The organism is Halorubrum rutilum (genome assembly GCF_024494565.1).
This window is the reverse complement of record NZ_JANHDN010000003.1, coordinates 247,044-272,993: the sequence shown is the minus strand read 5'-3', so window position 1 is coordinate 272,993 and position 25,950 is coordinate 247,044. Positions and strand designations below refer to the sequence as shown.

23 protein-coding genes are annotated in these 25,950 nt (G+C 69.5%); 17 read left to right on the top strand and 6 right to left on the bottom strand.

Annotation, left to right across the window (positions count from 1 at the left end; translation table 11 throughout):
• Positions 1–416 precede the first annotated feature (416 nt).
• The 12 genes from NO900_RS07930 (at position 417) to NO900_RS07875 (ending at position 11,389) form a co-directional block, all read left to right on the top strand.
• Positions 417–833, top strand: coding sequence for an NADH-quinone oxidoreductase subunit A (locus NO900_RS07930; RefSeq protein WP_092562085.1), 417 nt, complete (start codon positions 417–419; stop codon positions 831–833).
• Positions 833–1,531, top strand: a complete 699-nt coding sequence (locus tag NO900_RS07925) for an NADH-quinone oxidoreductase subunit B (protein ID WP_137782834.1) — start codon at positions 833–835, stop codon at positions 1,529–1,531. The genes NO900_RS07930 and NO900_RS07925 overlap by 1 nt, the downstream gene beginning before the upstream one ends.
• The gene (locus tag NO900_RS07920; protein ID WP_256408679.1) at positions 1,528–3,192 is read left to right on the top strand and encodes an NADH-quinone oxidoreductase subunit D; all 1,665 of its coding nucleotides are present in this window, start codon (positions 1,528–1,530) and stop codon (positions 3,190–3,192) included. Before NO900_RS07925 ends, NO900_RS07920 begins: the two co-directional genes overlap by 4 nt.
• A complete protein-coding gene (locus NO900_RS07915; RefSeq protein WP_256408678.1) occupies positions 3,192–4,265 on the top strand; it encodes a complex I subunit 1/NuoH family protein in 1,074 nt (357 codons plus the stop codon). Before NO900_RS07920 ends, NO900_RS07915 begins: the two co-directional genes overlap by 1 nt.
• 1 nt (position 4,266) lies before the next feature.
• Entirely contained in the window at positions 4,267–4,728 is a 462-nt protein-coding gene (locus tag NO900_RS07910) for a NuoI/complex I 23 kDa subunit family protein (protein WP_004596401.1), read from the top strand.
• Between the two features lie 49 nt (positions 4,729–4,777).
• Complete coding sequence (locus NO900_RS07905) at positions 4,778–5,044, top strand: NADH-quinone oxidoreductase subunit J (protein ID WP_256408677.1); 267 nt, start codon at positions 4,778–4,780, stop codon at positions 5,042–5,044.
• The gene (locus tag NO900_RS07900; RefSeq protein ID WP_256408676.1) at positions 5,041–5,400 is read left to right on the top strand and encodes a hypothetical protein; all 360 of its coding nucleotides are present in this window, start codon (positions 5,041–5,043) and stop codon (positions 5,398–5,400) included. The genes NO900_RS07905 and NO900_RS07900 overlap by 4 nt, the downstream gene beginning before the upstream one ends.
• Positions 5,397–5,717 carry an NADH-quinone oxidoreductase subunit NuoK gene (gene nuoK, locus NO900_RS07895; protein ID WP_008004452.1) on the top strand — a complete coding sequence of 107 codons (321 nt, stop codon included), beginning with the start codon at positions 5,397–5,399 and terminating at the stop codon, positions 5,715–5,717. The genes NO900_RS07900 and nuoK overlap by 4 nt, the downstream gene beginning before the upstream one ends.
• 1 nt (position 5,718) lies before the next feature.
• A complete protein-coding gene (gene nuoL / locus NO900_RS07890) occupies positions 5,719–7,761 on the top strand; it encodes an NADH-quinone oxidoreductase subunit L (protein ID WP_256408675.1) in 2,043 nt (680 codons plus the stop codon).
• Entirely contained in the window at positions 7,758–9,290 is a 1,533-nt protein-coding gene (locus tag NO900_RS07885) for a complex I subunit 4 family protein (protein WP_256408674.1), read from the top strand. Before nuoL ends, NO900_RS07885 begins: the two co-directional genes overlap by 4 nt.
• On the top strand, positions 9,283–10,815 hold the full coding sequence (locus NO900_RS07880; RefSeq protein ID WP_256408673.1) for an NADH-quinone oxidoreductase subunit N: 1,533 nt from the start codon (positions 9,283–9,285) through the stop codon (positions 10,813–10,815). The genes NO900_RS07885 and NO900_RS07880 overlap by 8 nt, the downstream gene beginning before the upstream one ends.
• Before the next feature lie 94 nt (positions 10,816–10,909).
• Positions 10,910–11,389 carry a hypothetical protein gene (locus tag NO900_RS07875; RefSeq protein ID WP_256408672.1) on the top strand — a complete coding sequence of 160 codons (480 nt, stop codon included), beginning with the start codon at positions 10,910–10,912 and terminating at the stop codon, positions 11,387–11,389.
• A 1-nt stretch (position 11,390) separates the two neighbouring features.
• Here the strand turns inward: NO900_RS07875 and NO900_RS07870 are convergent, their stop codons facing one another.
• Genes NO900_RS07870 through NO900_RS07860 form a run of 3 tightly spaced genes read right to left on the bottom strand, consistent with a single transcriptional unit; the run spans position 11,391 to position 13,858 of the window.
• On the bottom strand, positions 11,391–11,621 hold the full coding sequence (locus NO900_RS07870; RefSeq protein WP_256408671.1) for an H/ACA ribonucleoprotein complex subunit GAR1: 231 nt from the start codon (positions 11,619–11,621) through the stop codon (positions 11,391–11,393).
• A gap of 2 nt (positions 11,622–11,623) precedes the next feature.
• Positions 11,624–11,902, bottom strand: a complete 279-nt coding sequence (srp19, locus tag NO900_RS07865; protein ID WP_092563260.1) for a signal recognition particle subunit SRP19 — start codon at positions 11,900–11,902, stop codon at positions 11,624–11,626.
• A gap of 45 nt (positions 11,903–11,947) precedes the next feature.
• The gene (locus NO900_RS07860) at positions 11,948–13,858 is read right to left on the bottom strand and encodes a histidine kinase dimerization/phospho-acceptor domain-containing protein (RefSeq protein WP_256408670.1); all 1,911 of its coding nucleotides are present in this window, start codon (positions 13,856–13,858) and stop codon (positions 11,948–11,950) included.
• A gap of 135 nt (positions 13,859–13,993) precedes the next feature.
• Between NO900_RS07860 and alaS the strand changes: the two genes are divergently transcribed.
• From alaS to citZ, 5 genes are all read left to right on the top strand, one after another.
• The gene (gene alaS, locus NO900_RS07855) at positions 13,994–16,774 is read left to right on the top strand and encodes an alanine--tRNA ligase (protein ID WP_256408669.1); all 2,781 of its coding nucleotides are present in this window, start codon (positions 13,994–13,996) and stop codon (positions 16,772–16,774) included.
• A gap of 25 nt (positions 16,775–16,799) precedes the next feature.
• Positions 16,800–17,606, top strand: a complete 807-nt coding sequence (locus NO900_RS07850; RefSeq protein WP_256408668.1) for an alpha/beta fold hydrolase — start codon at positions 16,800–16,802, stop codon at positions 17,604–17,606.
• A 102-nt stretch (positions 17,607–17,708) separates the two neighbouring features.
• Positions 17,709–18,425, top strand: coding sequence for a type 1 glutamine amidotransferase (locus NO900_RS07845; RefSeq protein WP_256408667.1), 717 nt, complete (start codon positions 17,709–17,711; stop codon positions 18,423–18,425).
• 97 nt (positions 18,426–18,522) lie between these two features.
• Positions 18,523–20,421: a PINc/VapC family ATPase gene (locus NO900_RS07840; RefSeq protein WP_256408666.1), complete on the top strand. Its 1,899-nt coding sequence runs from the start codon at positions 18,523–18,525 to the stop codon at positions 20,419–20,421.
• 122 nt (positions 20,422–20,543) lie between these two features.
• Positions 20,544–21,698: a citrate synthase gene (gene citZ / locus NO900_RS07835; protein ID WP_256408665.1), complete on the top strand. Its 1,155-nt coding sequence runs from the start codon at positions 20,544–20,546 to the stop codon at positions 21,696–21,698.
• Positions 21,699–21,749: 51 nt separating this feature from the next.
• Here citZ and NO900_RS07830 read toward each other — a convergent pair whose 3' ends face one another.
• The 3 genes from NO900_RS07830 to NO900_RS07820 form a co-directional block, all read right to left on the bottom strand.
• The gene (locus NO900_RS07830; protein WP_256408664.1) at positions 21,750–22,985 is read right to left on the bottom strand and encodes a digeranylgeranylglycerophospholipid reductase; all 1,236 of its coding nucleotides are present in this window, start codon (positions 22,983–22,985) and stop codon (positions 21,750–21,752) included.
• Between the two features lie 165 nt (positions 22,986–23,150).
• Positions 23,151–24,014, bottom strand: coding sequence for a 2-oxoacid:ferredoxin oxidoreductase subunit beta (locus NO900_RS07825; protein WP_256408663.1), 864 nt, complete (start codon positions 24,012–24,014; stop codon positions 23,151–23,153).
• Positions 24,015–24,017: 3 nt separating this feature from the next.
• Positions 24,018–25,775, bottom strand: a complete 1,758-nt coding sequence (locus tag NO900_RS07820; RefSeq protein WP_256408662.1) for a 2-oxoacid:acceptor oxidoreductase subunit alpha — start codon at positions 25,773–25,775, stop codon at positions 24,018–24,020.
• Between the last annotated feature and the right edge of the window lie 175 nt (positions 25,776–25,950).

Here is a 25,950-nt window from a genome sequence, read left to right as displayed (position 1 = left end):
CCCGTGGCGCGTAGCGCCACCCTGCTCGCGTCGCCTACGGCGGCCTCGCGGCTGCCCCTTCGAGTCCCACCCCGCACCGCCCCGCACGGCACCTCACGCCTCCCCAGCCTCGCGGCTCGCTCGGGGCTCCCTGCGTCGCCCCGTCGCTCACCGCGTCCCTCGCGCGTGCCGCTCGCGACCTTCGGCCGCTCACGGGCACGCGCCGACCGCACCGCGTGTTCCGATATTGCTCCACTCGCCCTCGGCGCCGGCGACGGCCACTCCTCGCTACGGTCGATCACCGGATTGACCGCTCTTCGAGGGTTCGCCGCCGCTTCGACCGCGAACGGCCGATATCGGCCCGCACGCCCGCGGACGCACAAGACTCAACGCTTATGAGGGGGCGGTCCAAACGCCAGCACGTTACGGAGACCTATATGAGCGATTGGATAGCGATCGGCGCCTTGGCGGCCGTCGGCCTGCTCATCCCGATCGGGATGATGACCGTGTCGGCGTTGCTCCGTCCGAGCGTGCCTGAGACCGGTAAAAGCACCACCTACGAGTCCGGCGAGACCCCGACTGGCGGGACGAAGATCCGGTTCAACATCCAGTACTACATGGTCGCGCTGTTGTTCGTCGTGTTCGACATCGAGACCGTGTTGCTGTTCCCGTGGGCCGTCATCTACCGCCCGGCGATCCAGGCCGGCGTGCCGATGACCGCCCTGCTGTGGCCGATGTTGGCCTTCGTCGGGATCCTCGCGATCGGGCTCGTCTGGGCGTGGCGGTCGGGGGCGATCAGCTGGGCCCGCAGCCCCCGCGCGACCAGCAGAAAAACGGAGCGTGACCTCAACTAATGAGCAGCGACCAACCATTCATCACCGACGAATCGCAAGTCGTGACCGAGACGCGGGACGCCCGGATGACCGGGCAGGGAGACCGGTTTAACTCCCGGCTCCGCGAGGCGTTCGGCTCCTCGCCGTTCATCCTCACCAAGTTCGACAAGTTCCTGAACTGGTGTCGCGGCTCCTCGATGTTCATGCTGCAGTTCGGCATCGCCTGCTGCAGCATCGAGATGATGCACACCTACGCGGTGAAACACGACCTCGACCGCTTCGGGTCGGGCGTCCCCCGCGCCTCGCCCCGACAGGCCGACGTGATGATCGTCCCCGGGACGATCGTCTCGAAGTTCGCGCCGCGGATGAAGCGCGTCTACGACCAGATGCCCGAGCCGAAGTTCGTCGTCGGCATGGGCTCGTGTACCATCTCCGGCGGCCCGTTCCAGGAGGGGTACAACGTGATCAAGGGCGCCGAGGAGGTCATCCCGATCGACATCCACGTCCCCGGCTGTCCGCCCCGTCCCGAGGCGCTCGTCTACGGCGTCGTGAAGCTGCAGGAGCGCGTCGCCAACGGCGAGGCCTCGCCCGTGACGGTCAAGCCGTACGAGCTGGAGGAGTTCTCCGACCTCGAACGCGACGAGCTCGTCGACAAGCTCGCCGACCAGATCGACGACGACGAACTCGTCATGCGGTACAACTTCGCTGATTCACCATGAGCCTCGAACGACCGGACGCCCCCGACGACGCGGCGATCGAGCGCACGCCCGACGAGCTGGAGGCGCTCCTCGGCGACCTCGTCGTCGAGCGCGACGACCACCTGAACGCCCCCGGCTTCGTCATTCGCCCGGACACCGTCCAGGAGACGCTCTCGATCCTGAAACGGCAGGCCGGATACGACCACCTCTCGGTGGTCACCGCGCAGGAGTACGAGAACCGCTACGAGTCGGTCTACCACCTGAAGAAGTTCGACGACCCGACGCAGGAGGTCAGCGTCGTCGTCCCCGCCGACAAGGACGACCCCGTCTCCGAGTCGGCCGAGCCCGTCTTCCGCACCGCCGACTGGCACGAGCGCGAGGCGTACGACCTGATCGGCATCGACTACGACGACCACCCCGACCTGCGCCGGATCCTCCTGCCGGAGACGTGGCAGGGTCACCCCCTGTCGATGGACTACGACAGGGACCGGCCGCAGATCGCCACGCTGCCGGAGCACGCGAACCCGCTGCAGGAGCACCACAAGGACAGCGAGTCCGACACGATGTTCCTCAACATCGGGCCGCACCACCCGGCGACGCACGGCGTCCTCCACCTGAAGACGACGCTCGACGGCGAGCAGGTCGTCGACGTCGAGCCCGACATCGGCTACCTCCACCGCAGCGAGGAGCAGATGGCTCAGTCCGGGACGTACCGCCACCAGATCATGCCGTACCCGGACCGCTGGGACTACATCTCGGCGGGCCTGCTCAACGAGTGGGCGTACGCCCGCGCGGCCGAGGACCTCGCCGACATCGAGGTCCCGGAGTACGCGCAGGTCATCCGGACGATGGGCGCCGAGATGTGCCGGATCGCCGCGCACATGCTCGCGCTCGCGACGTTCGCGCTCGACGTGAACGGCGACTTCACGGCGACGTTCATGTACGCCATCAACGACCGCGAGCGCGTCCAGGACCTACTGGAGGATCTGACGGGCCAGCGGCTGATGTTCAACTACTTCCGGCTCGGCGGCGTCGTCTGGGACCTCCCCGAGCCCCGCGAGGAGTTCTTCTCGAAGACCCGCGACTTCCTCGACCAGCTGCCGGAGTCCGTCGAGGAGTACCACAACCTCGTCACCTCCAACGAGATCTTCCAGATGCGGACGATCGACACCGGCATCCTCCCGCCGGACGTCGCCAAGGACTACGGCGCGACCGGTCCCGTCGCCCGCGGCTCGGGGGTCGACTACGACCTGCGCCGCGACGACCCGTACGGCTACTACGACGAGCTCGACTGGGACGTCGTCACGGAGGACGGCTGCGACAACTTCAGCCGCCTGCTCGTCCGGATGCGCGAGGTCGAGGAGTCCGCGAAGATCATCGAGCAGTGCGTCGACCTGCTCGAGGACTGGCCCGAGGACGAGCGCAACATCCAGGCGAACGTGCCGCGCACGCTCCGCCCGGACGACGACGCCGAGATCTACCGGGCCGTCGAGGCCGCGAAGGGCGAGCTCGGCATCTACATCCGCTCCGACGGCACCGACAAGCCGGCCCGGTTCAAGATCCGGTCGCCGTGCTTCTCGAACCTCCAGACGCTGCCGGAGATGGCGAACGGCGAGTACATCCCCGACGTCATCGCGGCGCTCGGGAGCCTCGACATCGTGCTCGGGGAGGTGGACCGCTGATGGGGACGGCACCCGCACAGCTGTTCCCGGAGTTCCTCGTCGACACGTTCGGGCTGCCGGGCGTGCTCGGCGAGGTCGTCGCGGCGCTGATCGCGGCCGCCGTCGTCGGGAACATCGTCCTCGCGTTCACCGGCGTCGCCGGCCCGTGGGCGAAACGGAAGATCACGGCGGCGTTCACCGACCGGATCGCGGTCAACCGGGTCGGCCCGTTCGGGCTCCTGATCATCCCGGCGTCCGCCGTTCAGCTGCTCGCGAAGGAGCTCATCGTCCCCGAGGGCGTCGACCGGCCCACCTGGGACATCGCGCCGGTCATCCTGCCGGCGTCGGCGCTGCTCGGCTTCTCGGTGATCCCGATGGGGCGGCTCGGGCCGATCAACTTCCAGCTCGCCGACCCGGAGGTCGGATTCGCGCTGGTGTTCGCGTTCGCCTCCATCGCCTCCGTCTCGCTGGTGATGGCCGGCTACGCGTCGAACAACAAGTACTCGCTGCTCGGCGGGCTCCGCGCGGTCGCGCAGAACCTCGCGTACGAGATCCCGCTCATCGTCACGGCGATGTCCGTCGTGATCTTCGCGGGCACGCTCCAGATGAGCGGCATCGTCGGCGCGCAGACGACGACGCTGGTGACGGTCGCCGGGATCGACATCCCGGCGTGGTACGCCTTCGTGAACCCGTTCGCGTTCGTCCTGTTCCTCACGGCGAACATGGCGGAGATCGGCCGGAACCCGTTCGACATCCCGGAGGCGCCGACGGAGATCGTCGCCGGCTACCAGACGGAGTACTCCTCGGCGTACTTCGTCCTCTTCTACCTCGGCGAGTTCGTCCACATCTTCCTCGGGGGCGCCATCCTCGCCGTGACGTTCCTCGGCGGCGCCTCCGGGCCGGGCCCGGAGAGCATCGGCTTCATCTGGTTCGTGGTGAAGATCTGGGGCTTCTTCCTGTTCACGCAGTGGGCCCGCTCCGCGCTGCCGCGCGTCCGCATCGACCAGCTGATCGAGATCGGCTGGAAGGGAATGCTCGTGCTGTCGTTCGCGAACCTGGTGCTCACGGCCGTAATCGTGGGGGTGATCGCGTAACATGATCGGACTCATGAAATCCATGGCGACGACGATGAAACACGCGCTGGACGGGTCGACGTTCACGGTGGAATACCCGGAGGACGCGCCCGAGGTGAGCCCCCGGTTCCGCGGGGTCCACAAGTTCAGCCAAGAGCGGTGTATCTGGTGTCGGCAGTGCGAGAACGTCTGCCCGAACGACACGATCCAGATCGTGCAGGACGACCAGCGCAACGGGGAGCAGTACAACCTCCACATCGGGCAGTGCATCTACTGCCGGCTCTGCGAGGAGGTCTGTCCCGTCGACGCCATCCTGCTGACGCAGAACTTCGAGTTCACCGCGGACACGAAGGACGACTTCGTGTTCAACAAAGAACAGCTCAAGAACGTCCCGTGGTACAAGGGAATCGACCCGCTGGAGTCCCGGAACCCCGATCGCGGCGCGTGGATCGGGGAGGGCGACGGTGAGGTCGACTACCAGTAGCGGGCGCGTCTCGAAATCTTCAAAGGGGTTCTCATAGGAGACAAACACAATGGTTTATGCTACCATCGCGTTCGGGCTGTTCGCCGCGGTCACGCTGGCGTTCGGCCTCGGGGTCGTCTTAGCGCGCGACGTGTTCCACGCCGCGCTGCTTCTGGGCGGAGCCCTGACGAGCGTCGCGGTGCACTACGTGATGTTACAGGCGGAGTTCATCGCCGCCATGCAGATCCTCGTCTACGTGGGCGGGGTCCTGATACTCGTCACGTTCGGCGTGATGCTCACGCGATCGGAGACGGAAACGGAGGTGAACAGCGCATGAGCGACGACTCGGGCCCCGGGGGACGCCTCGTCCCCGCCGCGGCCGTCGGACTCCTCTTCGTCACCTTGGCCCTGACGGCGCTCTCGGCCGACTTCACCGGCGGAGCGGCCGGCTTCCCGGCCGACGCGTCGGTCGTCCACAACATCGGGTACGCCCTCTTCAACCTCGGCGAGTACGACGTCGCGACGATCCCCTCCGAGGGGTTCCTCGCCGCGTTCCTGATCGCCGCCGTCGCGCTCGACGTCGCCGTCGACGGCGCGGTGTACCTGGCGAAACGCGAGGAGGGCGGCTCGATCATCGCCGCCGTCGGGCAGGCGTTCACGGACGGCGGCCGCGACGGGGGTGACCGCCCGTGACCGCCGTCGCCTCCTCGATCCCGCCGGAGTGGTACCTGCTGCTCGCGGCCGCCGTCTTCTGTATCGGGCTGTTCGGCGTGCTCACGCGGCGCGACGCGCTGTATTTCCTGATGAGCGTCGAGCTCATGATGAACGCCGCGAACATCAACTTCGTCGCCTTCGCGCTGTACTACGGCGACCTCACGGGACAGGTGTTCGCGCTGTTCGTCATCGCGCTCGCGGCCGCGGAGGTCGCGATCGGGATCGGCATCATCCTCGTGTTGTACCGCAACTTCGGCGTCACCGACGTGACCGTTCCGACGGAGATGAGGTGGTAACATGATAGACGTGTTCTCATACGTTCCGGCGATCGTCCTCCTGCCGTTCTTCTCGTTCCTGATCGCGCTCGGCGCGGGCAAGTACCTCCCCAAGGGAGGCGCCTTCGGGGGCATCGCGGCGACGGCGGGGTCGTTCCTGCTCTCGCTGTGGGTGCTCGCGACGGTCGCGGGCGGCGCGGCGGCGAACCGCACGATCTACACGTGGGCGAGCGCCGGCGGGATCGGCCCGACGGACGTCGAGCTCTCCTTCGGACTCTTAGTCGACCCGCTGTCGGCGCTTATGCTCGTCATCGTGACGCTCGTCGCGCTGCTCGTGCACGTGTTCTCGCTCGGCTACATGAACGACGAGGGCGAGACGGGGCTGCCGCGATACTACGCCGGCCTCGGCCTGTTCACGGCGTCGATGCTCGGCTTCGTCGTCGCCGACAACCTGCTGATGGCGTTCATGTTCTTCGAGCTGGTCGGGCTCTGCTCGTACCTGCTCATCGGCTTCCACTTCCGGGAGCCCGGGCCGCCGTCGGCGGCGAAGAAGGCGTTCCTCGTCACGCGGTTCGGCGACTACTTCTTCCTGATCGGCGTCGTCGCCGTCATCGGGACGTTCGGCACGGCGCAGTTCGCCGGGCCGGAGTCGTTCCCGGCGCTCGCCGAGGCGGCGCTCGCCGGCGAGGCGTCGGTCGCGTGGACGCCGGGCGGGCTCGACCTGCAGACGTGGCTCACCGTCGTCGGCCTGCTCGTGCTGGGCGGCGTGGTCGGGAAGTCGGCGCAGTTCCCGCTGCACACGTGGCTCCCCGACGCGATGGAGGGCCCGACGCCCGTCTCCGCGCTGATCCACGCCGCGACGATGGTCGCGGCCGGCGTCTACCTCGTCGCGCGGATGTACGGCTTCTACGCGCTGACGCCGACGACGCTCGCGGTGATCGCCTTCATCGGCGGCTTCACGGCGCTGTTCGCGGCGACGATGGGCGTCGTGAAAGACGAGCTGAAGCAGGTGCTCGCGTACTCCACCATCTCGCAGTACGGCTACATGATGCTCGCGCTCGGCGCGGGCGGCTACGTGGCCGCCGTGTTCCACCTGACCACGCACGCCTTCTTCAAGGCGCTGCTGTTCCTCGGCGCGGGCGCGGTGATCATCGCGATGCACCACAACGAGGACATGTGGGACATGGGCGGGCTGAAGTCGAAGCTGCCAGTCACCTACTACACGTTCCTCGCCGGCTCGCTCGCGCTCGCGGGCATCTTCCCGTTCGCCGGGTTCTGGTCGAAAGACGAGATCCTCTACGAGGCGCTCGTTCACGCGCCCGGCGAGCCGCTGCTGTTCGGCGGCTACCTGATGGGGCTGCTCGCGGTCCCCGTCACGGCGTTCTACACCTTCCGGATGGTGTTCCTGACGTTCCACGGCGAGCCGCGCACCGACACCGCACGCGACCCCGAACCCGTGCGCTGGAACGTGAAGGGGCCGCTGACGGTCCTCGGCTCGCTCGCGGTCGTCACCGGTCTCATCAACATGGTGCCGGTCCAGAAGGTCCTCGGGCTGGAGGGGATCGACCTGCTCCACCGCTGGCTCGACAACGAGTGGGGCGGGATCGAGGGGCTCTCCTCGCACCACTACGCGGACGTCGGCCCGTACAGCAGCCAGTACCTCGTCGGCGGCGAGGTCGCGACGGTGCTCGCCGGCGCGGCGGTCTCGCTCGGCCTCGCGCTGACCGGTCTGCTGGTGGCGTGGCGGCTCTACAACGTTCCGTCGCCGACGGAGCACACGGCGAAGCTCGGCGGGATCAAAGACGTGCTGTACAACAACTACTACCTCGACGAACTGCAGGTATGGCTCGCGTATCGCACCGAGGACGTCGCCGGCGGCGCCGACACCTTCGACCAAGGGATCATCGACGGCGTCGTCAACGGCGTCTCCTCGGTGAGTCTCATCGGCGGTGACCGGGTCCGGCAGATCCAGAACGGCGTCGTCTCGCAGTACGCCGCGCTGCTCACGCTGGGGCTGGTCGCGCTAATCTTAGTGCTCGGCGTCTCCGGGGGGTGGTTCCTGTGATACTCGAAGCGCTCATCGCGGTCGCGTTCGCGAGCGCGCTCGTCGTCCTCCTCTCCCCGGACGAGTGGGCGGGACGGCTCGCGTTCGCGCTGAGCCTGATCCCGTTCCTCGGGTCGTTATACCTCTGGTCCGGCTTCGACGGTTCCGGGAACGCCCTCACCGGCGGCGAGATCGCGTATCGGACGCAGATCGAGTGGCTCGAAGTCGGCGGCCGCTCCGTCTCGTGGTTCGTCGGGCTGGACGGCATCAGTCTCCCGCTCGTCGTGCTCACGACGTTCCTCGTGCCGCTCGCGATCGTGAGCGCGTGGACGCCGATCGACGCGCGCCAGAGCCAGTTCTACGGGCTCATGCTGTTCATGGAGGCGAACCTCCTCGGCGTGTTCACGGCGCTCGACTTCTTCCTCTGGTTCGTCTTCTGGGAGGCCGTCCTCGTCCCGATGTACTTCCTCATCGGTATCTGGGGCGGTCCCCGGCGGAAGTACGCCGCGATCAAGTTCTTCGTCTACACGAACGCGGCGTCGCTGCTGATGTTCATCGGGTTCATGTCGCTGACGTTCGCGCTCGGCGACTCCGTGAGCTCGTTCGCGCTCCCGGAGATCACCCAGGCGATCGCGGACGGCGGCCTCGGGACGTGGTTCGGCGTCGCGCCCGGGACGATCGCGACGGTCGCGTTCCTCGCGATGTTCCTCGGGTTCGCCGTGAAGGTCCCGATCGTCCCGTTCCACACGTGGCTGCCGGACGCCCACGTGGAGGCGCCGACGCCCGTGTCGGTGCTCCTGGCGGGCGTCCTCCTGAAGATGGGGACGTACGCGCTGCTCCGGTTCAACTTCACGATGCTGCCGGACCAGGCGTCCGCGCTCGCGGTCCCGATCGCCGCTGTCGCCGTGGTCAGCGTCATCTACGGCGCGATGCTGGCCTTGGCGCAGAAGGACCTCAAGCGCATCGTCGCTTACTCCTCCGTCTCGTCGATGGGGTACGTCATCCTCGGACTGGTCGTCTTCACCGAGTACGGCGTCGGCGGCGCGACGTTCCAGATGGTCGCGCACGGCCTCATCTCGGGGCTGATGTTCATGGCCGTCGGCGTCGTCTACAACGCGACGCACACGCGGATGGTCGGCGACATGGCCGGGATGGCCGACCGGATGCCGGTCACGGTCGGCATCCTCGTCGCCGGCGCGTTCGGCTACATGGGGCTGCCCCTGATGGCCGGCTTCGCGGGCGAGTTCTTCATCTTCGTGGGCTCCTTTTCGGCGCCGGCGCTCCCGTACGCCCCGCTGTTCACGGCGCTCGCGATGTTCGGCATCGTCATCGTCGCCGGCTACCTGCTGTCGGCGATGCAGAGCACGCTGTTCGGGCCGTTCGAGCTCGCGACCGACTACGAGATCGGGCCCGCGCCGTTCCACGACGTCGCTCCCCTCGCGGCACTGCTGATCGCGATCATCGTGCTCGGCGTCGCGCCGGACATCTTCTTCGAGATGATCCGCGACGCCGCCGTCCCCGTGGTCGAGGGGGTGAGCGTCGATGGTTAACGCGCTCCCGCAGGTGACGGCGCTGCTGCCTGCGCTGCTGCTCGGGTTCACCGGGCTCGCGCTGCTGCTCGTCGACACCGTCGCGCCCGACGCGCGGTCGAACACCTCGATGGCGGTCGTGAGCGCGCTCGGCGCGCTGTCCTCGCTGGCCGCGACGGTCTGGTTCGTCGCCTCCGGCACCGGGAGCGGCGACACCGGCGGCGCGATCCTGCTGTTCGCCGACGCGGTCAAGGTGGACACGCTGGGGCTGTTCTTCACGGCCATCTTCGCGTCCGTGACGTCGCTCGTCGTCGTCGCGGCCCACGACTACTTCCACGACCACCCGAACCCGGCGACGTTCTACTCGCTGACGCTGTTCGCGGCGACCGGCATGTCGCTGCTCGCGGTCGCGAACTCGCTGGCGGTCGTGTTCGTCGCCCTGGAGATGGTGTCGCTGCCGTCGTACGTGCTCGTCGCGTTCCTGAAGCAGAACCGCGGGAGCGTCGAGGCGGGGCTGAAGTACTTCCTCGTCGGCGCGCTCTCCTCGGCGATCTTCCTGTTCGGCATCTCGCTGGTGTACGCGGCGACGGGGTCGCTGATGCTCGGCGACGTGGCCGGCGTCCTCGGCGACATCGCCTCGAACGCCGACGGGATCGGGAGCCGAAGCGGGATCGCCGGCCTCGGGGTCGTGATGATCCTCGGCGGCGTCGCGTTCAAGACCGCCTCCGTCCCGTTCCACTTCTGGGCGCCGGAGGCGTACGAGGGCGCGCCCGCCCCCGTGAGCGCCTTCCTCTCGTCGGCCTCGAAGGCGGCCGGCTTCGTGGTCGCGTTCCGCGTGTTCACCGAGGCGTTCCCGGTCGGCGCGTCGCTGTCGGCCGACGTCAACTGGGTGCTCGCGTTCGGCATCCTCGCGGCCGTGACCATGACGCTCGGGAACTTCGCGGCGGCCGTACAGGAGGAGGTCAAGCGCATGCTCGCCTACTCCTCGATCGGTCACGCCGGCTACGCGCTCATCGGCGTCGCGGCGCTCTCCGCGGACGGGAGCGGGAACGGCGCGGTGATGGGCGCCGCGATGGCGCACCTGCTCGTCTACGGCTTCATGAACACCGGCGCGTTCCTCTTCGTCGCGATGGCGGAGCGCTGGGGCGTCGGGCGGACCTTCGAGGACTACGCCGGGCTCGCGAAGCGCGCGCCCGTCGCCTCGACGGCGATGGCCGTGTTCATGTTCTCGCTGGCCGGGCTCCCGCCGTTCGCCGGCTTCTTCTCGAAGTACTTCCTGTTCATGGGCGCCATCGACAACGGGTTCGTGTGGCTGGCGGCCGTCGGCGCCGTCAACAGCGTGATCTCGCTGTACTACTACAGTCGAGTCGTGAAGGCGCTGTTCCTCGACGACCCCGCGTCGGCGACCGCGCTGGACGCGATCGACGTGCGGCCGACGGCGCTGTACGCCGCGGTCGTCTTCGCGGCGGTCGCGACGGTGCTGCTTCTCCCCGGCTTCGGGCCCGTCATCGAGACCGCCGAGGCGGCCGCGTCGGCGCTGTTCTAACGGTCTCGCGGTCCCTGCACCGCTTTCGTCCGTTTCGCTTCGACTACGCGTCCGGTACCCGCAGGTATTCCCGCCTCCGGCGCGTCGTTCGCGTATGAGTAGGAATCGGACGTACCGCTGTCTGAACTGTCTGGAGCACACCGTGAGCCGGACGTTCGACGTGTCGCACCTCTCGGTGACGTGTCCGAGCTGCGACTCGTTCGAGCGGTTCGTCAACGACGCGGTGTTCCAGCAGTTCCGCGCGTTCGAGGAGTCGCCGCCGGCGGAGATCGACTGGGAGCGGTTGGACCGGACGGAGAAACTGGTCGTCGCAGAGCGGCTCGTCCGCTCGACGAAGACGCTGGCGGACTTCGACGTCGTCGAGGGGGACGCGCCGGTAGGAGGCAGGGAGGCGTCGGCCGGGGAAGCGTCGGCCGAGACCGGGGAAGCGCCGGCCGAGGGCGAGAACAGAGACGCGCCGGAGGGCGGAGACGCGTCGACCGAGAACGAGGACGCGGTGCCGGAGAGCGGGGACACGTCGACGGAGAGCGGCGGACCGACGCCCGGGGACGGCGAGGCGTCGGCCGGCGACTGAGTCAGCGCGCGTACAGCTTCCCGCCGACGAGCGCCGCGAGCCCGTCGCCGTCGCTCGGCGTGACCGCCACGTACGGTCTGTCGACCGGACCGAACACGTCGACGACGCGGCCCACCGTCGAGAGCGACTCGTCGACGACGGCGGCGCCGATCCGCGGCGGCTCCTCGCCGCGGTCGCCGCGCGCGATCGCGAGTCCGCCGGCGGTGCGGACGACGGTGCCGACTCGCCGCATCGTCACTCGCGGATGACCCCGAGGTAGGCGGCGACCGCCTGCACGAGGTCGTTCTTCGCGGTGTCCTCGGTCCCCCGCACGACGACCGCGCCCCGCGGCTCGAACTCGCGGGAGTACGTCTTGTCGCGCTCGATCACCGCGTCGTAGCCGACCTGCTGGACCGCCTTGGCGATCTCGTCGACGGTGGGCTCGGGGACCGCGAGGTCCGTCGGGACGCGACGGCCCTCCGAGCGCGACCGCTCGGCGTCGAAGTACGCGGGATAGACGACGTTCTCGACCATACCGGAGAGGCGAGCGCGCGGCCTAAGGTCGTTTCGGACCCGCGCTCACGAGGTCCGGAACTCGAACCGGGCGCCGCCGGACTCGCCGGTGAGCGCGCGCGCCTCCCAGCCGTGGGCCTCGGCGATGCGTCGACCGATCGCGAGGCCGAGCCCGGTCCCTCCCTCGTCCGTCGTGAAGCCGCTCTCGAACACGCGGTCCCCCTCCTCCGGGAGTCCCCGACCGTCGTCCTCGACGAAGAAGCCGGTCCCCTCGCCCCCGTCGGAGCGGAACGAGGCCTCGCCGACGCGGACGGTGAGGGCGTCTGCCGAGTCGCGGCCGTGCTCGACGCTGTCGTCGGGCTCCGCCCGACTGCTCGTGGAACCGTGTTCCACGCTGTCATCGGACTCTGTCCGATTGCCAGTCGAGCCATGCTCGACGCTGTTCCGGAAGACGTTCTCCAGCAGCTCGCGGGTCCGAGCGAGGTCCGCGTCGAGGGTCACGTCGCTCTCGATCACCAGCTCGGCCCCGCCGGTGTCGACGCCCTCCCAGGCGTCCCTCGCGAGCGCTCCGATCGAGACCGGCTCCGTCTCGCCGACCGACCGGCCCTGCCGCGCGAGCGAGAGGAGGTCGCCGACGAGCTCGTCCATGCGTTCTAACGCCTCCTCCGCCTTCGCCACGTGCGCCGGGTCGCCGGTGTCGCTCGCGAGGTCGACGTACCCCTGAGCGACGGCGAGCGGGTTCCGGAGGTCGTGCGAGACGATGCTCGCGAACTCGTCGAGCCGCTCGTTCTGCCGCCGGAGCGTCGCCTCGCGCTCGCGCCGCTCCGTGACGTCGGTGTAGATCGCGTACCCGGAGACGTTCTCTTCGTTGAGCCGGATCGGGACGACGTGGAGGATGAAGTGCCGAGGGCCGTCGACCGTCGTCCGGGTCACCTCCCGCCGGACGTTCTCGCCGCGCCGCAGCCGCTCGTTGAGCTCGACGGCCTCCTCGATCGCCGCCTCCTCCTCGGGGACGATGTAGTCGTCGACGCACTCGCCGACGACCGTCGCCTCGTCGTAGCCGAACGTCTCCTCGAAGGCGTCGTTGACCCGGTGGACGATCGGCTCGCCGTCGGCGTAGTCGTACGCGACCGCGGGGTCGGGGACGTTCGAGAACAGCGCGAGCAGGCGGTCGCGCTCGGTCCTGAGCGCCTCGTCGACGCGGATCCGGTCGAGCGTCTCCTCGAAGTGCGAGGCGAGCAGGCCGGCGAGCCGGCGGTCGTCGTCGTCGAACCCGTCCGGGCCGGCCGTCACGAGCTGGAAGACCGTGTCGTCGCCGACCGGCAGGCCGAGCAGCGTGTCGTACGGGCGCTCACCGTTCGGATTCGGTTCGATCACCGGCTCGTCGGTCTCCACGACGGTTTCGGCGGACTCGGCTCCGACCCGGACGCGGTTGCAGTCCTCGATCGGCACGTCGGCCGAGGCCGCGACCGGCTCAACCCACTCACCGTCGCGCACGCCGACGACGCAGCGGTGGGCCGGGAACACCTCGTCCGCGATCGCGACGACGGCCCGGTGGGCCGCCTCGGTCGACCGGACAGACGCGAGCCGCGTCGCGCCGGCGTTGAGCCGCTCGATCCGCGACGGCGTCCGGGCCGGCGGCGCCCCGACCGTCCCGTCGCGCGCGAGGACCCACCGGACGGTCGCCGACAGGTCCTCGGCGGTCGTCGCGACGGCGTCGACGCCGGGGGCCGTGGCCACGTCGCCCGTCGGGTCGTCGACCGAGGCGACGACCGGGACCGATCCGCCGTGCTCGCGGACGCGGTCGAGCCCGTCGGCGTCGCGGACGACTGAGAGGGCGGCGTCGGCGAACGCGTCGGCGTCGGCGTCGGCGGGATCGACGGTTCGGCCCGTCACGTCGTCGGGGAGGGGCGCCGCGGCGCGCGGGTCCGCGGCGAGGACGACGGCGACCGGATCCCCGCTCGATACGGTTTCCACGACGTACTTCCGTACCGCCCGCCGCGAGCATAAATTTTCCTTTCGACGGGGCGTTCCGCGGGGCGCTCGCCCCGACGCGTTCGCCCTCGGGCCACCCCGGAACCCTTTTGCACGAACACGGGTCACGTTCCCCTAATGAGCGATCTCGAAGCGGAGTACCGTCTCGATTACTTCGAGGAGGAGGGGTTCGTCCGGAGGGAGTGTACCTCCTGCGGCGCGCACTTCTGGACCCGGGACGGCGACCGCGAGCTCTGCGGGGAGCCGCCGTGCGAGGACTACAGCTTCATCGACGACCCCGGCTTCCCGGAGCCGCGCTCGCTGTCGGAGATGCGGGAGGCGTTCCTCTCCTTCTTCGAGGAGCACGGCCACGAGCGGATCGAGCCGTACCCGGTCGCGGCGAACCGCTGGCGCGACGACGTGCTCTTAACGCAGGCGTCGATCTACGACTTCCAGCCGCTCGTCACGTCGGGGCGGACCCCCCCGCCGGCGAACCCCCTCACCATCTCGCAGCCCTGCATCCGGATGCAGGACATCGACAACGTCGGGAAGACGGGCCGGCACACGATGGCGTTCGAGATGATGGCCCACCACGCGTTCAACACCCGCGAGGCGGTCGACGAGGACGAGTACGCCTACCACGGCGAGGTGTACTGGAAGGACGAGACGGTCGCGTACTGCGACGAGCTGTTCGAGAGCCTCGGCGCCGACCTGAACGAGATCACCTACATCGAGGACCCGTGGGTCGGCGGCGGCAACGCCGGGCCGGCGATCGAAGTCATTTATAAAGGCGCCGAGCTGGCGACGCTCGTCTTCATGTGCATGGAGCGGGACCCGGACGGCGAGTACGAGATGAAGGACGGGAACACGTACTCGTTCATGGACACGTACATCGTCGACACCGGCTACGGGCTCGAACGGTGGACGTGGATGAGCCAGGGGACCGCGACCGTCTACGAGGCGGTCTACCCGGACGCGATCGACTTCCTCAAGGAGAACGCCGGGATCGAGCACACCGAGGAAGAGCAGCGGCTCGTCCACCGCGCCGCGAAGCTCTCCGGCCGGCTCGACATCGACGACGTCGACGACGTGGAGGACGCCCGCGGCGAGATCGCCGACCGGCTCGACGTCGGGGTCGACCGGCTGCGCGAGCTCGTCGAGCCGCTCGAATCCATCTACGCGATCGCCGACCACTCGCGGACGCTGGCGTACATGTTCGGCGACGGGATCGTCCCCTCGAACGTCGGCACGGGCTACCTCGCCCGGATGGTGCTCCGGCGGACGAAGCGGCTCGTCGACGAGGTCGACGTGGACGCGCCGCTCGACGAGCTGGTCGACATGCAGGCGGAGCGGCTCGGCTACGAGAACCGCGACACGATCCGCGAGATCGTCCGCACCGAGGAGCGGAAGTACCGGCGGACCCTCGAACGCGGCTCCCGCAAGGTCGAGTCGCTCGCCGACGAGCACGCCGGCACGGGCGAGCCGATCCCGACCGAGGCGCTGCTGGAGCTGTACGACTCCCACGGGATCCAGCCGGACATGGTCGCCGACATCGCCGAGGAACGCGGCGCGACGGTCGACGTGCCGGACGACTTCTACGCGCTCGTCGCCGACCGCCACGAGGAGGCGGACGGCGAGGAGGCCGCGGACGACGCCGACGAGCGGCTCGGCGACCTCCCGGAGACGGAGAAGCTGTTCTACGACGACCAGGGCCGCACCGAGTTCGAGGCGGTCGTCCTCGACGTGTTCGAGCGCGGGGAGGGGTACGACGTCGTCTTGGACCAGACGATGTTCTACCCCGAGGGCGGGGGCCAACCCGCCGACCGGGGCCAGCTCACCGTCGGCGAGACGACGGTCGACGTCGTCGACGTGCAGGAGGAGGCGGGCGTCGTGCTCCACCGGACCGACGCCGACCCGGGGAAGGGCGAGTTCGTCACGGGACAGGTCGACGGCGAGCGCCGCGACCGGCTGCGCGCCCACCACACGGCGACGCATCTGATCGGCCACGCCGCCCGCGAGGTGCTCGGCGAGCACGTCCGGCAGGCGGGCGCGCAGAAGGGGATCGACTCCTCGCGGCTCGACGTCCGCCACTACGAGCGGATCACCCGCGAGGAGGTCAAGCGGATCGAGCGCGTCGCCAACGAGCTCGTCCGCGACGACGTGCCGGTCAGACAGGAGTGGCCCGACCGCAACGAGGCCGAGGCCGAGCACGGCTTCGACCTCTATCAGGGCGGCGTCCCGCCGGGGACGAACGTCCGGCTGATCCACGTCGGCGACGCCGACGTGCAGGCCTGCGCCGGCACCCACGTCGAGCGCACCGGCGAGGTCGGCGCCGTGAAGGTGCTGAAGACGGAGCCCGTGCAGGACGGCGTCGAGCGGATCGTGTTCGCGGCCGGCGGCGCGGCGATCGAGGCCACCCAGCGCACGGAGGACGCGCTGTACGACGCCGCGAGCGCGCTCGACGTGGACCCGCTCGACGTCCCCGAGACGGCCGAGCGGTTCTTCGAGGAGTGGAAGGCGCGGGGCAAGGAGGTCGAGTCGCTGAAAGAGGAGCTCGCGGCCGCGCGCGCCTCCGGCGGCGCCGACGCCGAGGAGGTCGACCTGGGCGGCGCCACGGCCGTGATCCAGCGGCTCGACGGCGACGCCGACGAGCTCCGCGCGACCGCGAACGCCCACGTCGACGACGGGAAGGTCGCGGTCGTCGGGAGCGGGGCGGACGGCTCCGCGAGCTTCGTCGTCGGCGTCCCCGACGGCGTCGACGTCAACGCCGGGCAGGTCGTCGCCGAGCTCGCCGGTCGCGTCGGCGGCGGCGGCGGCGGCCCGCCGGACTTCGCGCAGGGCGGGGGCCCGGACGTCGACGCGCTCGACGACGCGCTCGCGGCGGCGCCGGACGTCCTCCGTAGCCTGCAGGAGGCCTGACGGCCTCGCACCACGTCTCTCATCCATGCCACGCGCGAACAACGGCGGCGTCTCGATCCGCTACGAGGTCGACGCGCCCGACGCCGGCGACCCCGACGAGGCGGTCGTCTTCTGCGGCGACGTCGGGCTCGGCGCGTGGCAGTTCGGCTGGCAGCATGCCGCGCTCGCGGGGCCGCACACGGTCGTCACGCCCGAGACGCGCGGCGTCGGCCGGTCGGACGCGCCGCCCGGGCCGTACGCGGTCGAGGACCTCGTCGCCGACGTCGACGCGGTGTGCGCCGCGGAGGGAGTCCGGAACGCCCACCTCGTCGGGTACGGGCTCGGCGGGATGGTCGCGCTCGCGGCCGCGCTCGCCTCCTCGCGCCCGGCGAGCCTGACGGTCCTCGGCACGCCGCCCGCCGGCGACGCCTACAAGCCCGACGCCGTGTGGGCCGACCCCGCCGACCCGACGGCGGTGGAGGGGTCGCTCCATGGCCTCCTCTCCGCCGACTTCCGCGAGGCGCACCCCGACGCGCTGTCGCGGATCGCCGAGTGGCGGCTCGCCGAGGACGCCGGCCGCGAGGCGTTCGAGGCCCACCGGGCGGCCGTCGAGGGGTTCGACCTCTCGGACCGGCTGTACGAGCTCACGACGCCGACGCTCGTCGTCCACGGGACCGACGACGCCGTCTGCCCGGCGTCGGCGGCGGAGACGCTCGCCGAGGGCCTCCCGCGCGGCGAGCTCCGCGCGGTCGAGGGCGCGCGCCACCTCGTCGGCGTCGAGGCGTCGGCCGCGGTCAACGACGCGCTGGTCGGGTGGCTCGCGGAGCACGGCGCCGACCCGCTCTCCGGGTAGGTCGTCCGTCTCCGCCGGGCGGTCGTCTCCCGCCCTCCTCGACGCCGGTAGCGCTCCCCGTCGCCGCAACCGTTTTGCGTCCGTCGCGTCTCATTGGTGCCAATGACACGGCTCCGGTTCGCCCTGCTGAACGCGGCCCACGACGGCGCCAACACCCGGCGGAACTTCCGACGGGAGCTCGACGCCGACCTCGTCGAGTTCGACGCGACCGACGGCCACCTCCCCGACCACACCGAGTTCGACGGGGTCGTGGTCACCGGCTCGCGGTCGTCCGTCTACTGGGACGAGGCGTGGATCCCCCCGCTCGTCGACTACGTCGCGGACGCGGCCGACGCGGGCGTCCCGGTGCTCGGCGTCTGTTACGGCCACCAGGTGCTCGCGGAGGCGCTCGGCGGGCGCGTGGCGGGGATGGACGAGTTCGAGATCGGGTACAACGCGGTGCGCCGGCGCGGCGACGACGAGCTGTTCGACGGGATCGCCGAGGAGTTCACCGCCTTCACGACTCACGGCGACACGGTGGTCGAGCTCCCGCCGAGCGCGACGCTGCTCGCCGAGAACGACCACGGCGTCCACGCGTTCCGCGACGGCCACTGCTGGGGCGTGCAGTTCCACCCGGAGTACGACGTCGACACCGCCCGCGAGGTCACCGAGGGGAAGCGCGAGCGCCTCGGTGACGCGCGCGTGGACGCCGTCCTCGGCGAGATCACCCCGGCCGCGCACGACGCCGCCTGCGAGGCGAAGGCGCTGTTCGACAACTTCACCGAGTACGCCCGGCGGCTGCGGGCGGAGCGGGAGTCGCGGGCGGCGGCCGACGACTGAGCGGGGGCGTCGCCGGCGCTCGACGGACGCGCTCGCCGCCGGCGGGGCCGCCGCTCGGGTCGAACACCCTTATACCGTTCCCGCCCGGAACGGCGGTATGAACGTAGTACCGGACACCAGTGCGGTCGTCGACGGCCGCGTGTCCGAACGCGTCGCGGACGGGACCTACGAGGGGGCGACGGTGCTCGTCCCCGAGGCCGTCGTCGGCGAGCTGGAGTCGCAGGCGAACGACGGGCTGGAGTCGGGCTGGGACGGGCTGAGCGAGCTCAAGCGCCTCGCCGACCTCGCCGACGACGGGACGATCGAGCTGCGGTACGTCGGCGAGCGCGCGAGCGGCGACGCCCGCTCGAACGCCCACGAGGGCGACGTCGACGCCCTGATCCGCGACATCGCCGCCGACCGCGACGCCACGCTCCTCTCCAGCGACATCGTCCAGGCCGAGGTCGCTCGGGCGAAGGGGATCGCCGTCGAGTACGTCGAGCCGGTCGCCCGCGGCGTCGTCGACGAGCTCCCGATTCAGGACCTCTTCACCGACGAGACGATGTCGGTTCACCTCAAGACGGGCACGAAGCCGAAGGCGAAGCGCGGGAGCCTCGGCGAGATGCGGTACGAGGTCATCGACGAGGCGGAGACGAGCGAGGCGCAGATGGACGAGTGGGCGACCGCCATCGTCGACCTGGCCCGCCAGTCCAACGAGGGGTTCATCGAGCTCTCCGACGACGGGATGGACATCGTCCAGTTCCGGAACTACCGGATCGCGGTCGCGCGGCCGCCGTTCGCCGACGGGATCGAGATCACGGCGGTCCGACCGATCGCGAAGACGACGCTCGACGACTACGAGTTCGCCGACGAGCTCCGCGAGCGGTTCGTGGAGCGGAAGCGCGGCGTGCTCATCTCGGGGTCGCCCGGCGCCGGGAAGTCGACGTTCGCGCAGGCGGTCGCGGAGTTCCTCAACGAGAGCGACTACGCGGTGAAGACGATGGAGAAGCCGCGCGACCTCCAGGTCGGCCCGGAGATCACCCAGTACGGCGCGCTCGGCGGCGAGATGGAGAACACGGCGGACTCCCTACTCCTGGTCCGGCCCGACTACACCATCTACGACGAGGTCCGGAAGACGAACGACTTCGAGGTGTTCTCGGACATGCGGATGGCCGGCGTCGGGATGGTCGGCGTCGTCCACGCCTCGCGCGCCATCGACGCGCTCCAGCGGCTCGTCGGCCGCGTCGAGCTGGGGATGATCCCCCAGATCGTCGACACCGTCGTCTACATCGAGGCCGGCGAGGTCCACACCGTCTACGACGTGACGACCGAAGTGAAGGTACCCGCCGGGCTCACCGCCGAGGACCTCGCGCGGCCGGTCATTCAGGTGTCGAACTTCGAGACCGGCCGCCCGGAGTACGAGATCTACACGTTCAACCGGCAGGTCGTCACGGTCCCGCTGAACGAGGAGGGCGGCGAGGCTGAGAGCGAGACCGGGGTCGGCCGCATCGCCAAGAAGGAGATCGAACGCGAGATCAAGTCGGTCGCGCACGGCCACGTCGACGTCGAGCTCAAGGGGAACGACGAGGCGGTCGTCTACGTCTCGGAGGGCGACATCGGCACCGTCATCGGCAAGGGCGGCGGCCGCATCAGCGACATCGAGAACCGGCTCGGCATCGAGATCGACGTCCGCACCCACGACGAGAAGCCGGAGGACTCCCGCGGCGCCGGGAGCGACGGCCGCGGCGCGAACGGGCAGGGAGACGGGCGGGGCGGCCAGGTCGGCGAGGAGCGCGGCACCGTCGTCCGGCCGGAGATCACCTCCCGACACGTCGTCATCGACGTCGACGACGGCGTCGGCGAGACGGTCGAGGTGCGCGCGGACGGGGAGTACCTCTTCACCGCCACCGTCGGCCGCGGCGGCGAGGTGCAGGTGTCCCGCGGCTCCGCGATCGCCGAGGAGCTGGAGGACGCCATCGACCGCAAGCGGACCGTCACGGTCGTCCCGGCGCGCTGACTCGGCCGGCGGGATCCCGCTCGCTCCGCCGCCGTCGTTCGACTCCACGGGGTTCGTCGATCGTCGTATTCCATCCCTCCTGAAAGATAACGCTTTTTTGGCGGTGGTCGGAACGTCACTCCATGTCAGACGAGTTAAAGCGCGGGCTCGAAGGCGTCCTCGTCGCGGAGTCGGAGCTGAGCCACGTCGACGGCGAGGTCGGAAAGCTCGTGTACCGCGGGTACGACATCGAGGACCTCGCCCGGGGCGCGAGCTACGAGGAGGTGTTATACCTCCTCTGGCACGGCTCGCTGCCGACCCGCGAGGAGCTCGACGCGTTCGCCGCGGACTTGGCCGCGGAGCGGGCCGTCGACGACGACGTGCTCGACACGGTCCGGACGCTCGCCGACGCCGACGAGCGGCCGATGGCCGCGCTCCGGACGGCCACCTCCATGCTGTCGGCGTACGACGACGACGCCGACGCGCTCGGCGACGATCACCCCACCGAGACGGCGCGCCGGCAGGGCCGCCGGATCACGGCGAAGGTCCCGACGGTGCTCGCCGCGTTCGAGCGCGCGCGACAGGGCGAGCCGCCCGTCTCCCCCGACCCCGACCTCTCGTACGCCGGGAACTTCCTCTACATGCTCACCGGGACCGAGCCCGACGCCGTCAGCGAGGAGACGTTCGACATGGCGCTGACCCTCCACGCCGACCACGGGCTCAACGCCTCGACGTTCACGGCGATGGTGATCGGCTCGACGCTGGCCGACGTCTACTCCGGCGTCACCGGCGGGATCGGCGCGCTCTCGGGCTCGCTCCACGGCGGCGCGAACCAGGACGTGATGGAGGTGCTCCACGAGATCGACGACTCGTCGAAGGACCCCATCTCGTGGGTGCGAGACGCCCGCGAGGACGGCCGCCGCATCCCCGGCTTCGGTCACCGCGTGTACAAGGTGAAGGACCCCCGCGCGAAGATCCTTCAGGAGAAGCTCCGCGACCTCTCCGAGTCCTCCGGCGACACGAAGTGGCTCGACTACACCACCGCGATCGAGGAGTACCTAACGGACCAGGGGCTCCTCGACAAGGGGATCGCCCCGAACGTCGACTTCTACTCCGGCTCCGTCTACGACACGCTCGGGATCCCGGTCGACATGTACACGCCCATCTTCGCCATGAGCCGCGCCGGCGGCTGGATCGCCCACATGGTCGAGTACCAGGCCGACAACCGCCTCATCCGCCCGCGCGCCCGCTACGTCGGTCCCGAGAGCGCCGACTTCGTCCCGATCGACGAGCGATAGGAGACGCAGCGGGTTCCGGACGCCCGAACGCTTTGTTTAAAAACAGGCCGGCTACGACCCAAGCCGCTCGCGGGCGAACTTCGCAAGGAGCGGGAGGTCGTCGAGGTGGAGCAGCTTCGCCATCGCGCTCTTGTCCCCCTGGTTCGCCCGTTCGAGGGTGTCGTCGTCCGTCCGGCGGAGGTCCTCCATGAACCGGTCGTACCGCTCGTTCGGCGCGAGGTACAGCAGCCGGGTGAGCATCAGTCGGGCGCGCATCCGCGGGGCCACGTCGCGGTGCCAGAGCCGCTCGTAGACGGCGAGGCTCTCGGCGTCGAGGCGGCGCTCCGAGTCCGTGAGACAGCGGTCGATGGTGGCGGCCGCGGCGCGGGCCGACTTCATCCCCTTGTGGATCCCCTCGCCCCACAGCGGGTCGATGGTGGGGACGGTGTCGCCGATCGCGAGGAACCGGTCGGTGTGCATCTCGTCCGGCATCTGGATGTGCGCCGAGCCGCGGTGGACCGTGTCGCCGATCTGCTCGGCGTCGGCGAACCGGGGGTCCCGCTCGATCCAGTCCTCGAGGTAGCCGTCGACGGTCTTGCCCTCCTCGGCGAACTCGCGGTGGCGGTCGTTCTGGATGTAACAGATGCCGACCTTCGCGGTGTCCTCGCCCGTCGCGAAGATCCACGAGTAGCCGCCGGGCGCGATGTCGTGGTCGAGCCGGAGCATCATCGCCCGCCGCAGGTCGGCGTACTCGGGGTGGTTCATCTCGACGCCCTCCATCTCGTACTCGATGCCGATCGCCTGGTTCTCCCGCTCCAGGTCGACCACGTCGAGCGCGCTCGCGATCGGCGCGGCCGGCCCGGTGGCGTCGACGACGACCTCGGCGTACACCTCCTCGTCGCCGTCGTACCGGACGCCCTCGATGACGCCGTCGTCGTCGAGGATCGGCCGGGAGACCCGCGAGTCGAACCGGTACTCGGCCCCGTTCTCGCGCCCGTCCGCGACGAGGAACCGCTTGAAGTCGGCGAACTCCAGGACGGCGCCCGGCTGGTAGCTCTCGTAGTAGCTGTTCGGCGACTCCAACACCACGTCGTCGGTGTACGACATCACGACGTCGTCGGGGATCCCGAAGGCGGACATCATCGACGGGAACGTCCCGGCGGTCGACTTGTTGCTCTGGCGGGGGAACCCGTCTTCGGACTCCGTTTCGAGGACGACGACGTCGTAGCCGCGCGTCGCCAGGTCGCGGGCGCACTGCGCCCCCGCCGGACCGGCGCCCGCGACGACGACGTCGTAGCGATCACTCATATACCACGTAATTCGGACCCACGTAATTAGGCTTGCTGAAACCGGTCGGGAACGGGCCGTGACCCGGCTGGGTCGCCGAAATTTGGCGATCGATGGAGGTCGGAATACCGGCGGTCGCCGCGGTCGCCGATCGCGGAAGACGGGTCGGAAGAACGGGCGGCGCCGTCAGTAGAACTCGCGGACGAGGTCCGTCGCGCCCTCGGGCGCGCCGTCCGGGATGACGGACATGTCCTCGTCGACGCCGTGCTGCTCGTGGTACGGCACCGACTCCTCGTCCTGGTAGATGACGCCCTGGTACTCCTGCTCGGAGTCGAGGATCACGTCCTTCGCGGCGTCCCTGTCCGACGGGTCGTGGTCCTCCTCCTTCAGGTCGACGAGCGAGTCGCGGAAGTAGTCGTAGGTGTCGACGTCGTTGAACGTGACGCACGGCGAGTAGACGTTCACGAAGCCGAACCCGTCGTGCTCGACCGCCTTCTGGATGATCTCCTGGTGGCGGAGCGCGTCGGAGGAGAACGACTGGGCGATGAACGTCGCGCCCGACGCCAGCGCCAGCGCGTGCGGGTTGACGGGCGGCTGCTTCGGTCCGTCCGGGGTCGTCGAGGTCTCGAAGTCGTCGCGCGAGGTGGGCGACGCCTGCCCCTTCGTCAGCCCGTAGATCCGGTTGTCCATCACGACGTACGTCATGTCGACGTTGCGCCGGACGGCGTGGACGAAGTGGCCCGCGCCGATGGAGTAGCCGTCGCCGTCGCCGCCGGCGACCATCACTTCGATGTCGGGCCGGGCCATCTTGACGCCGGTCCCGACCGGGAGCGCGCGTCCGTGAACGCCGTGGAGCGCGTAGCTGTGCATGTACGTACCGATCTTGCCGGAGCAGCCGATGCCGGCGACGACGAAGGTGTTGTCGGGGTCGTTGCCCGTCTCCGCGAGCGCCTTCATCATGCCGTTCATGGTGCCGAAGTCGCCGCATCCCGGGCACCAGGTCGGCTGCTTGTCGGACTTGAAGTCGGTGAATCGGATGTCTGAGCTCATTGGTTACGCCTCCACCCCCTCCGTGAGGGTCGCTTTGATCTCCGCTGCGAGTTCGTCGGCCTTGAACCGCACGCCGTTGTACTTGTTGACGCGGTCGACCCGTTCGAGCACGTCGTGCTCGACGAGGTCCGCGAACTGTCCCCGCTCGTTGCACTCCACCACCACGACGTTCTCCGCGGCCGCGACGGCCTCGGAGAGGTCCGGTCGCGGGAAGACGTACGGCACCGAGAGCACCCGCACGTCCCGCCCCTCGTCGTCGAGGAGCTCGACCGCTTCAGCGAGCGCGCCCTCGTTCGACCCCCACGTGATCACGAGCGTGTCGGCGTCGGCGTCGCCGAACTCGCGCGGGCTCCAGTCCTCGCGCTCGCGGGCCGTCTCCACCTTCCGGTTGCGCTTGTCGACCTGCGCGACGCGCATGTCGGTGTCCTCGGTCCGGCGGCCCTGCTCGTCGTGTTCGAGGCCCGTCGACATGTGCGCGCCGTCGGCGGTGCCGGGGAACGCCCGCGGCGAGATCCCGTCGTCGGTGATCTCGTGGGGCTGGAAGCCGTCGGTGTCGCTCGTGTGGTCGTCGACGTCGGCCTCGTCGACGACGAAGCCGCGGTCGACCTCGACCGCGTCCATGTCGAAGGTGTCCGGGGAGAACGTCTGCTCGGTGACCGCCATCGAGAGGTCGGCGGTGAGGTAGACCGGGAGCTGGTACTTCTCGGCGAGGTTGAACGCCTCGACCGTCTTCCAGAAGCACTCGTCGATCGTCGTCGGCGCGAGGACGAACCGGGGGACCTCGCCGTGGCCGCCGTACAGCATCTGGTTCAGGTCGCCCTGCTCCTGCTTCGTCGGCATCCCCGTCGAGGGGCCCGAGCGCATCACGTTACAGATGACGAGCGGCGTCTCCGAGGTGGCGATGAGCCCGAACGTCTCGGTCATCAGGTCGATCCCGGGGCCGGAGGTCGCGGTCATCGCGCGGGCGCCGCCGCGGGCCGCGCCCAGCGCCATGTTGATCGCGGAGAGCTCGTCTTCCGCCTGCACGACGTGGCCGCCGAAGTGCTCGATCCGGCCGGTGAGGTACGTCATCACGTCGGTCGCGGGCGTGATCGGGTAGCCGGCGTAGAAGCGGCAGCCGGCCGCGATGGCGCCCATCCCGATGGCCTCGTCGCCGTTGAGGAGCACGTAGTCCTCGTCGGTGGTCTCCAGGTCGTAGTCGAACTCGTGGTCGTACTCGTCGGCGACGTACGACCGCCCCGCGCGGGCGGCCTCCTTGTTGTTGTCGACGAGCTTTTGCCCCTTGTCCTTGAACCGCTTCTCCAGCGCGGAGTCGAGGTTCTCGATGGGGAACTCGGCGACCTCGCAGGCCGCGCCGAGCGCGACGACGTTCCGCATGATCGCCCCGCCGGCCTCCTCGGCGAGCCGCTTGAGCGGGACGTCGATCCCGACCATCTCCTCGGGGATCTCGACGTCTTGCATCGTGGTCCGCTCGCCGTCGTAGATGATCACCGACCCCTCGTGGAGCTCGTCGAGGTTCTCCTCGATGGTCCGCGGGGTCAGCGCGATGAGCACGTCGAGCCGGTCAACGACGCTCTGTACCTTGTCGACGGAGGTCCGCACCTTATACGCGGTGTAGCCGCCCCGGATCCGCGAGGCGAAGTCCTTCGACGTGAACACGTGTCGACCCGCCCGAGAGAGCGCTTGCGCGAAGATTTTCCCGGTCGAGTCGATGCCGTCGCCGGCCTCTCCGCCGACGGCCCAATTGAAGTCCGCGGCCATGCTATGACGGGGCTTTCGCCGGACTCATCAAAAGACTTCTGGAAGGAGCTACCGACGCCTTCTCGGACGATCGGTCAGCAATTTGCAAATATAGCCGAGATTATTTTGTAAACTGAAATATATAGGTATTATTTGGACATTCGTTTTCTCTAATCCTCACGATCGACCCACTTCG

What these genes read in the sequence shown, in the direction of transcription:
- NO900_RS07930 (WP_092562085.1), top strand. Translation starts at nt 417, where the DNA reads ATGAGCGATTGGATAGCGATCGGCGCCTTGGCGGCCGTCGGCCTGCTC.
- NO900_RS07925 (WP_137782834.1), top strand. Translation starts at nt 833, where the DNA reads ATGAGCAGCGACCAACCATTCATCACCGACGAATCGCAAGTCGTGACC.
- NO900_RS07920 (WP_256408679.1), top strand. Translation starts at nt 1,528, where the DNA reads ATGAGCCTCGAACGACCGGACGCCCCCGACGACGCGGCGATCGAGCGC.
- NO900_RS07915 (WP_256408678.1), top strand. Translation starts at nt 3,192, where the DNA reads ATGGGGACGGCACCCGCACAGCTGTTCCCGGAGTTCCTCGTCGACACG.
- NO900_RS07910 (WP_004596401.1), top strand. Translation starts at nt 4,267, where the DNA reads ATGATCGGACTCATGAAATCCATGGCGACGACGATGAAACACGCGCTG.
- NO900_RS07905 (WP_256408677.1), top strand. Translation starts at nt 4,778, where the DNA reads ATGGTTTATGCTACCATCGCGTTCGGGCTGTTCGCCGCGGTCACGCTG.
- NO900_RS07900 (WP_256408676.1), top strand. Translation starts at nt 5,041, where the DNA reads ATGAGCGACGACTCGGGCCCCGGGGGACGCCTCGTCCCCGCCGCGGCC.
- nuoL (WP_256408675.1), top strand. Translation starts at nt 5,719, where the DNA reads ATGATAGACGTGTTCTCATACGTTCCGGCGATCGTCCTCCTGCCGTTC.
- NO900_RS07880 (WP_256408673.1), top strand. Translation starts at nt 9,283, where the DNA reads ATGGTTAACGCGCTCCCGCAGGTGACGGCGCTGCTGCCTGCGCTGCTG.
- NO900_RS07875 (WP_256408672.1), top strand. Translation starts at nt 10,910, where the DNA reads ATGAGTAGGAATCGGACGTACCGCTGTCTGAACTGTCTGGAGCACACC.
- NO900_RS07870 (WP_256408671.1), bottom strand. Translation starts at nt 11,621, where the DNA reads ATGCGGCGAGTCGGCACCGTCGTCCGCACCGCCGGCGGACTCGCGATC.
- srp19 (WP_092563260.1), bottom strand. Translation starts at nt 11,902, where the DNA reads ATGGTCGAGAACGTCGTCTATCCCGCGTACTTCGACGCCGAGCGGTCG.
- alaS (WP_256408669.1), top strand. Translation starts at nt 13,994, where the DNA reads ATGAGCGATCTCGAAGCGGAGTACCGTCTCGATTACTTCGAGGAGGAG.
- NO900_RS07850 (WP_256408668.1), top strand. Translation starts at nt 16,800, where the DNA reads ATGCCACGCGCGAACAACGGCGGCGTCTCGATCCGCTACGAGGTCGAC.
- NO900_RS07845 (WP_256408667.1), top strand. Translation starts at nt 17,709, where the DNA reads ATGACACGGCTCCGGTTCGCCCTGCTGAACGCGGCCCACGACGGCGCC.
- NO900_RS07840 (WP_256408666.1), top strand. Translation starts at nt 18,523, where the DNA reads ATGAACGTAGTACCGGACACCAGTGCGGTCGTCGACGGCCGCGTGTCC.
- citZ (WP_256408665.1), top strand. Translation starts at nt 20,544, where the DNA reads ATGTCAGACGAGTTAAAGCGCGGGCTCGAAGGCGTCCTCGTCGCGGAG.
- NO900_RS07830 (WP_256408664.1), bottom strand. Translation starts at nt 22,985, where the DNA reads ATGAGTGATCGCTACGACGTCGTCGTCGCGGGCGCCGGTCCGGCGGGG.
- NO900_RS07825 (WP_256408663.1), bottom strand. Translation starts at nt 24,014, where the DNA reads ATGAGCTCAGACATCCGATTCACCGACTTCAAGTCCGACAAGCAGCCG.
- NO900_RS07820 (WP_256408662.1), bottom strand. Translation starts at nt 25,775, where the DNA reads ATGGCCGCGGACTTCAATTGGGCCGTCGGCGGAGAGGCCGGCGACGGC.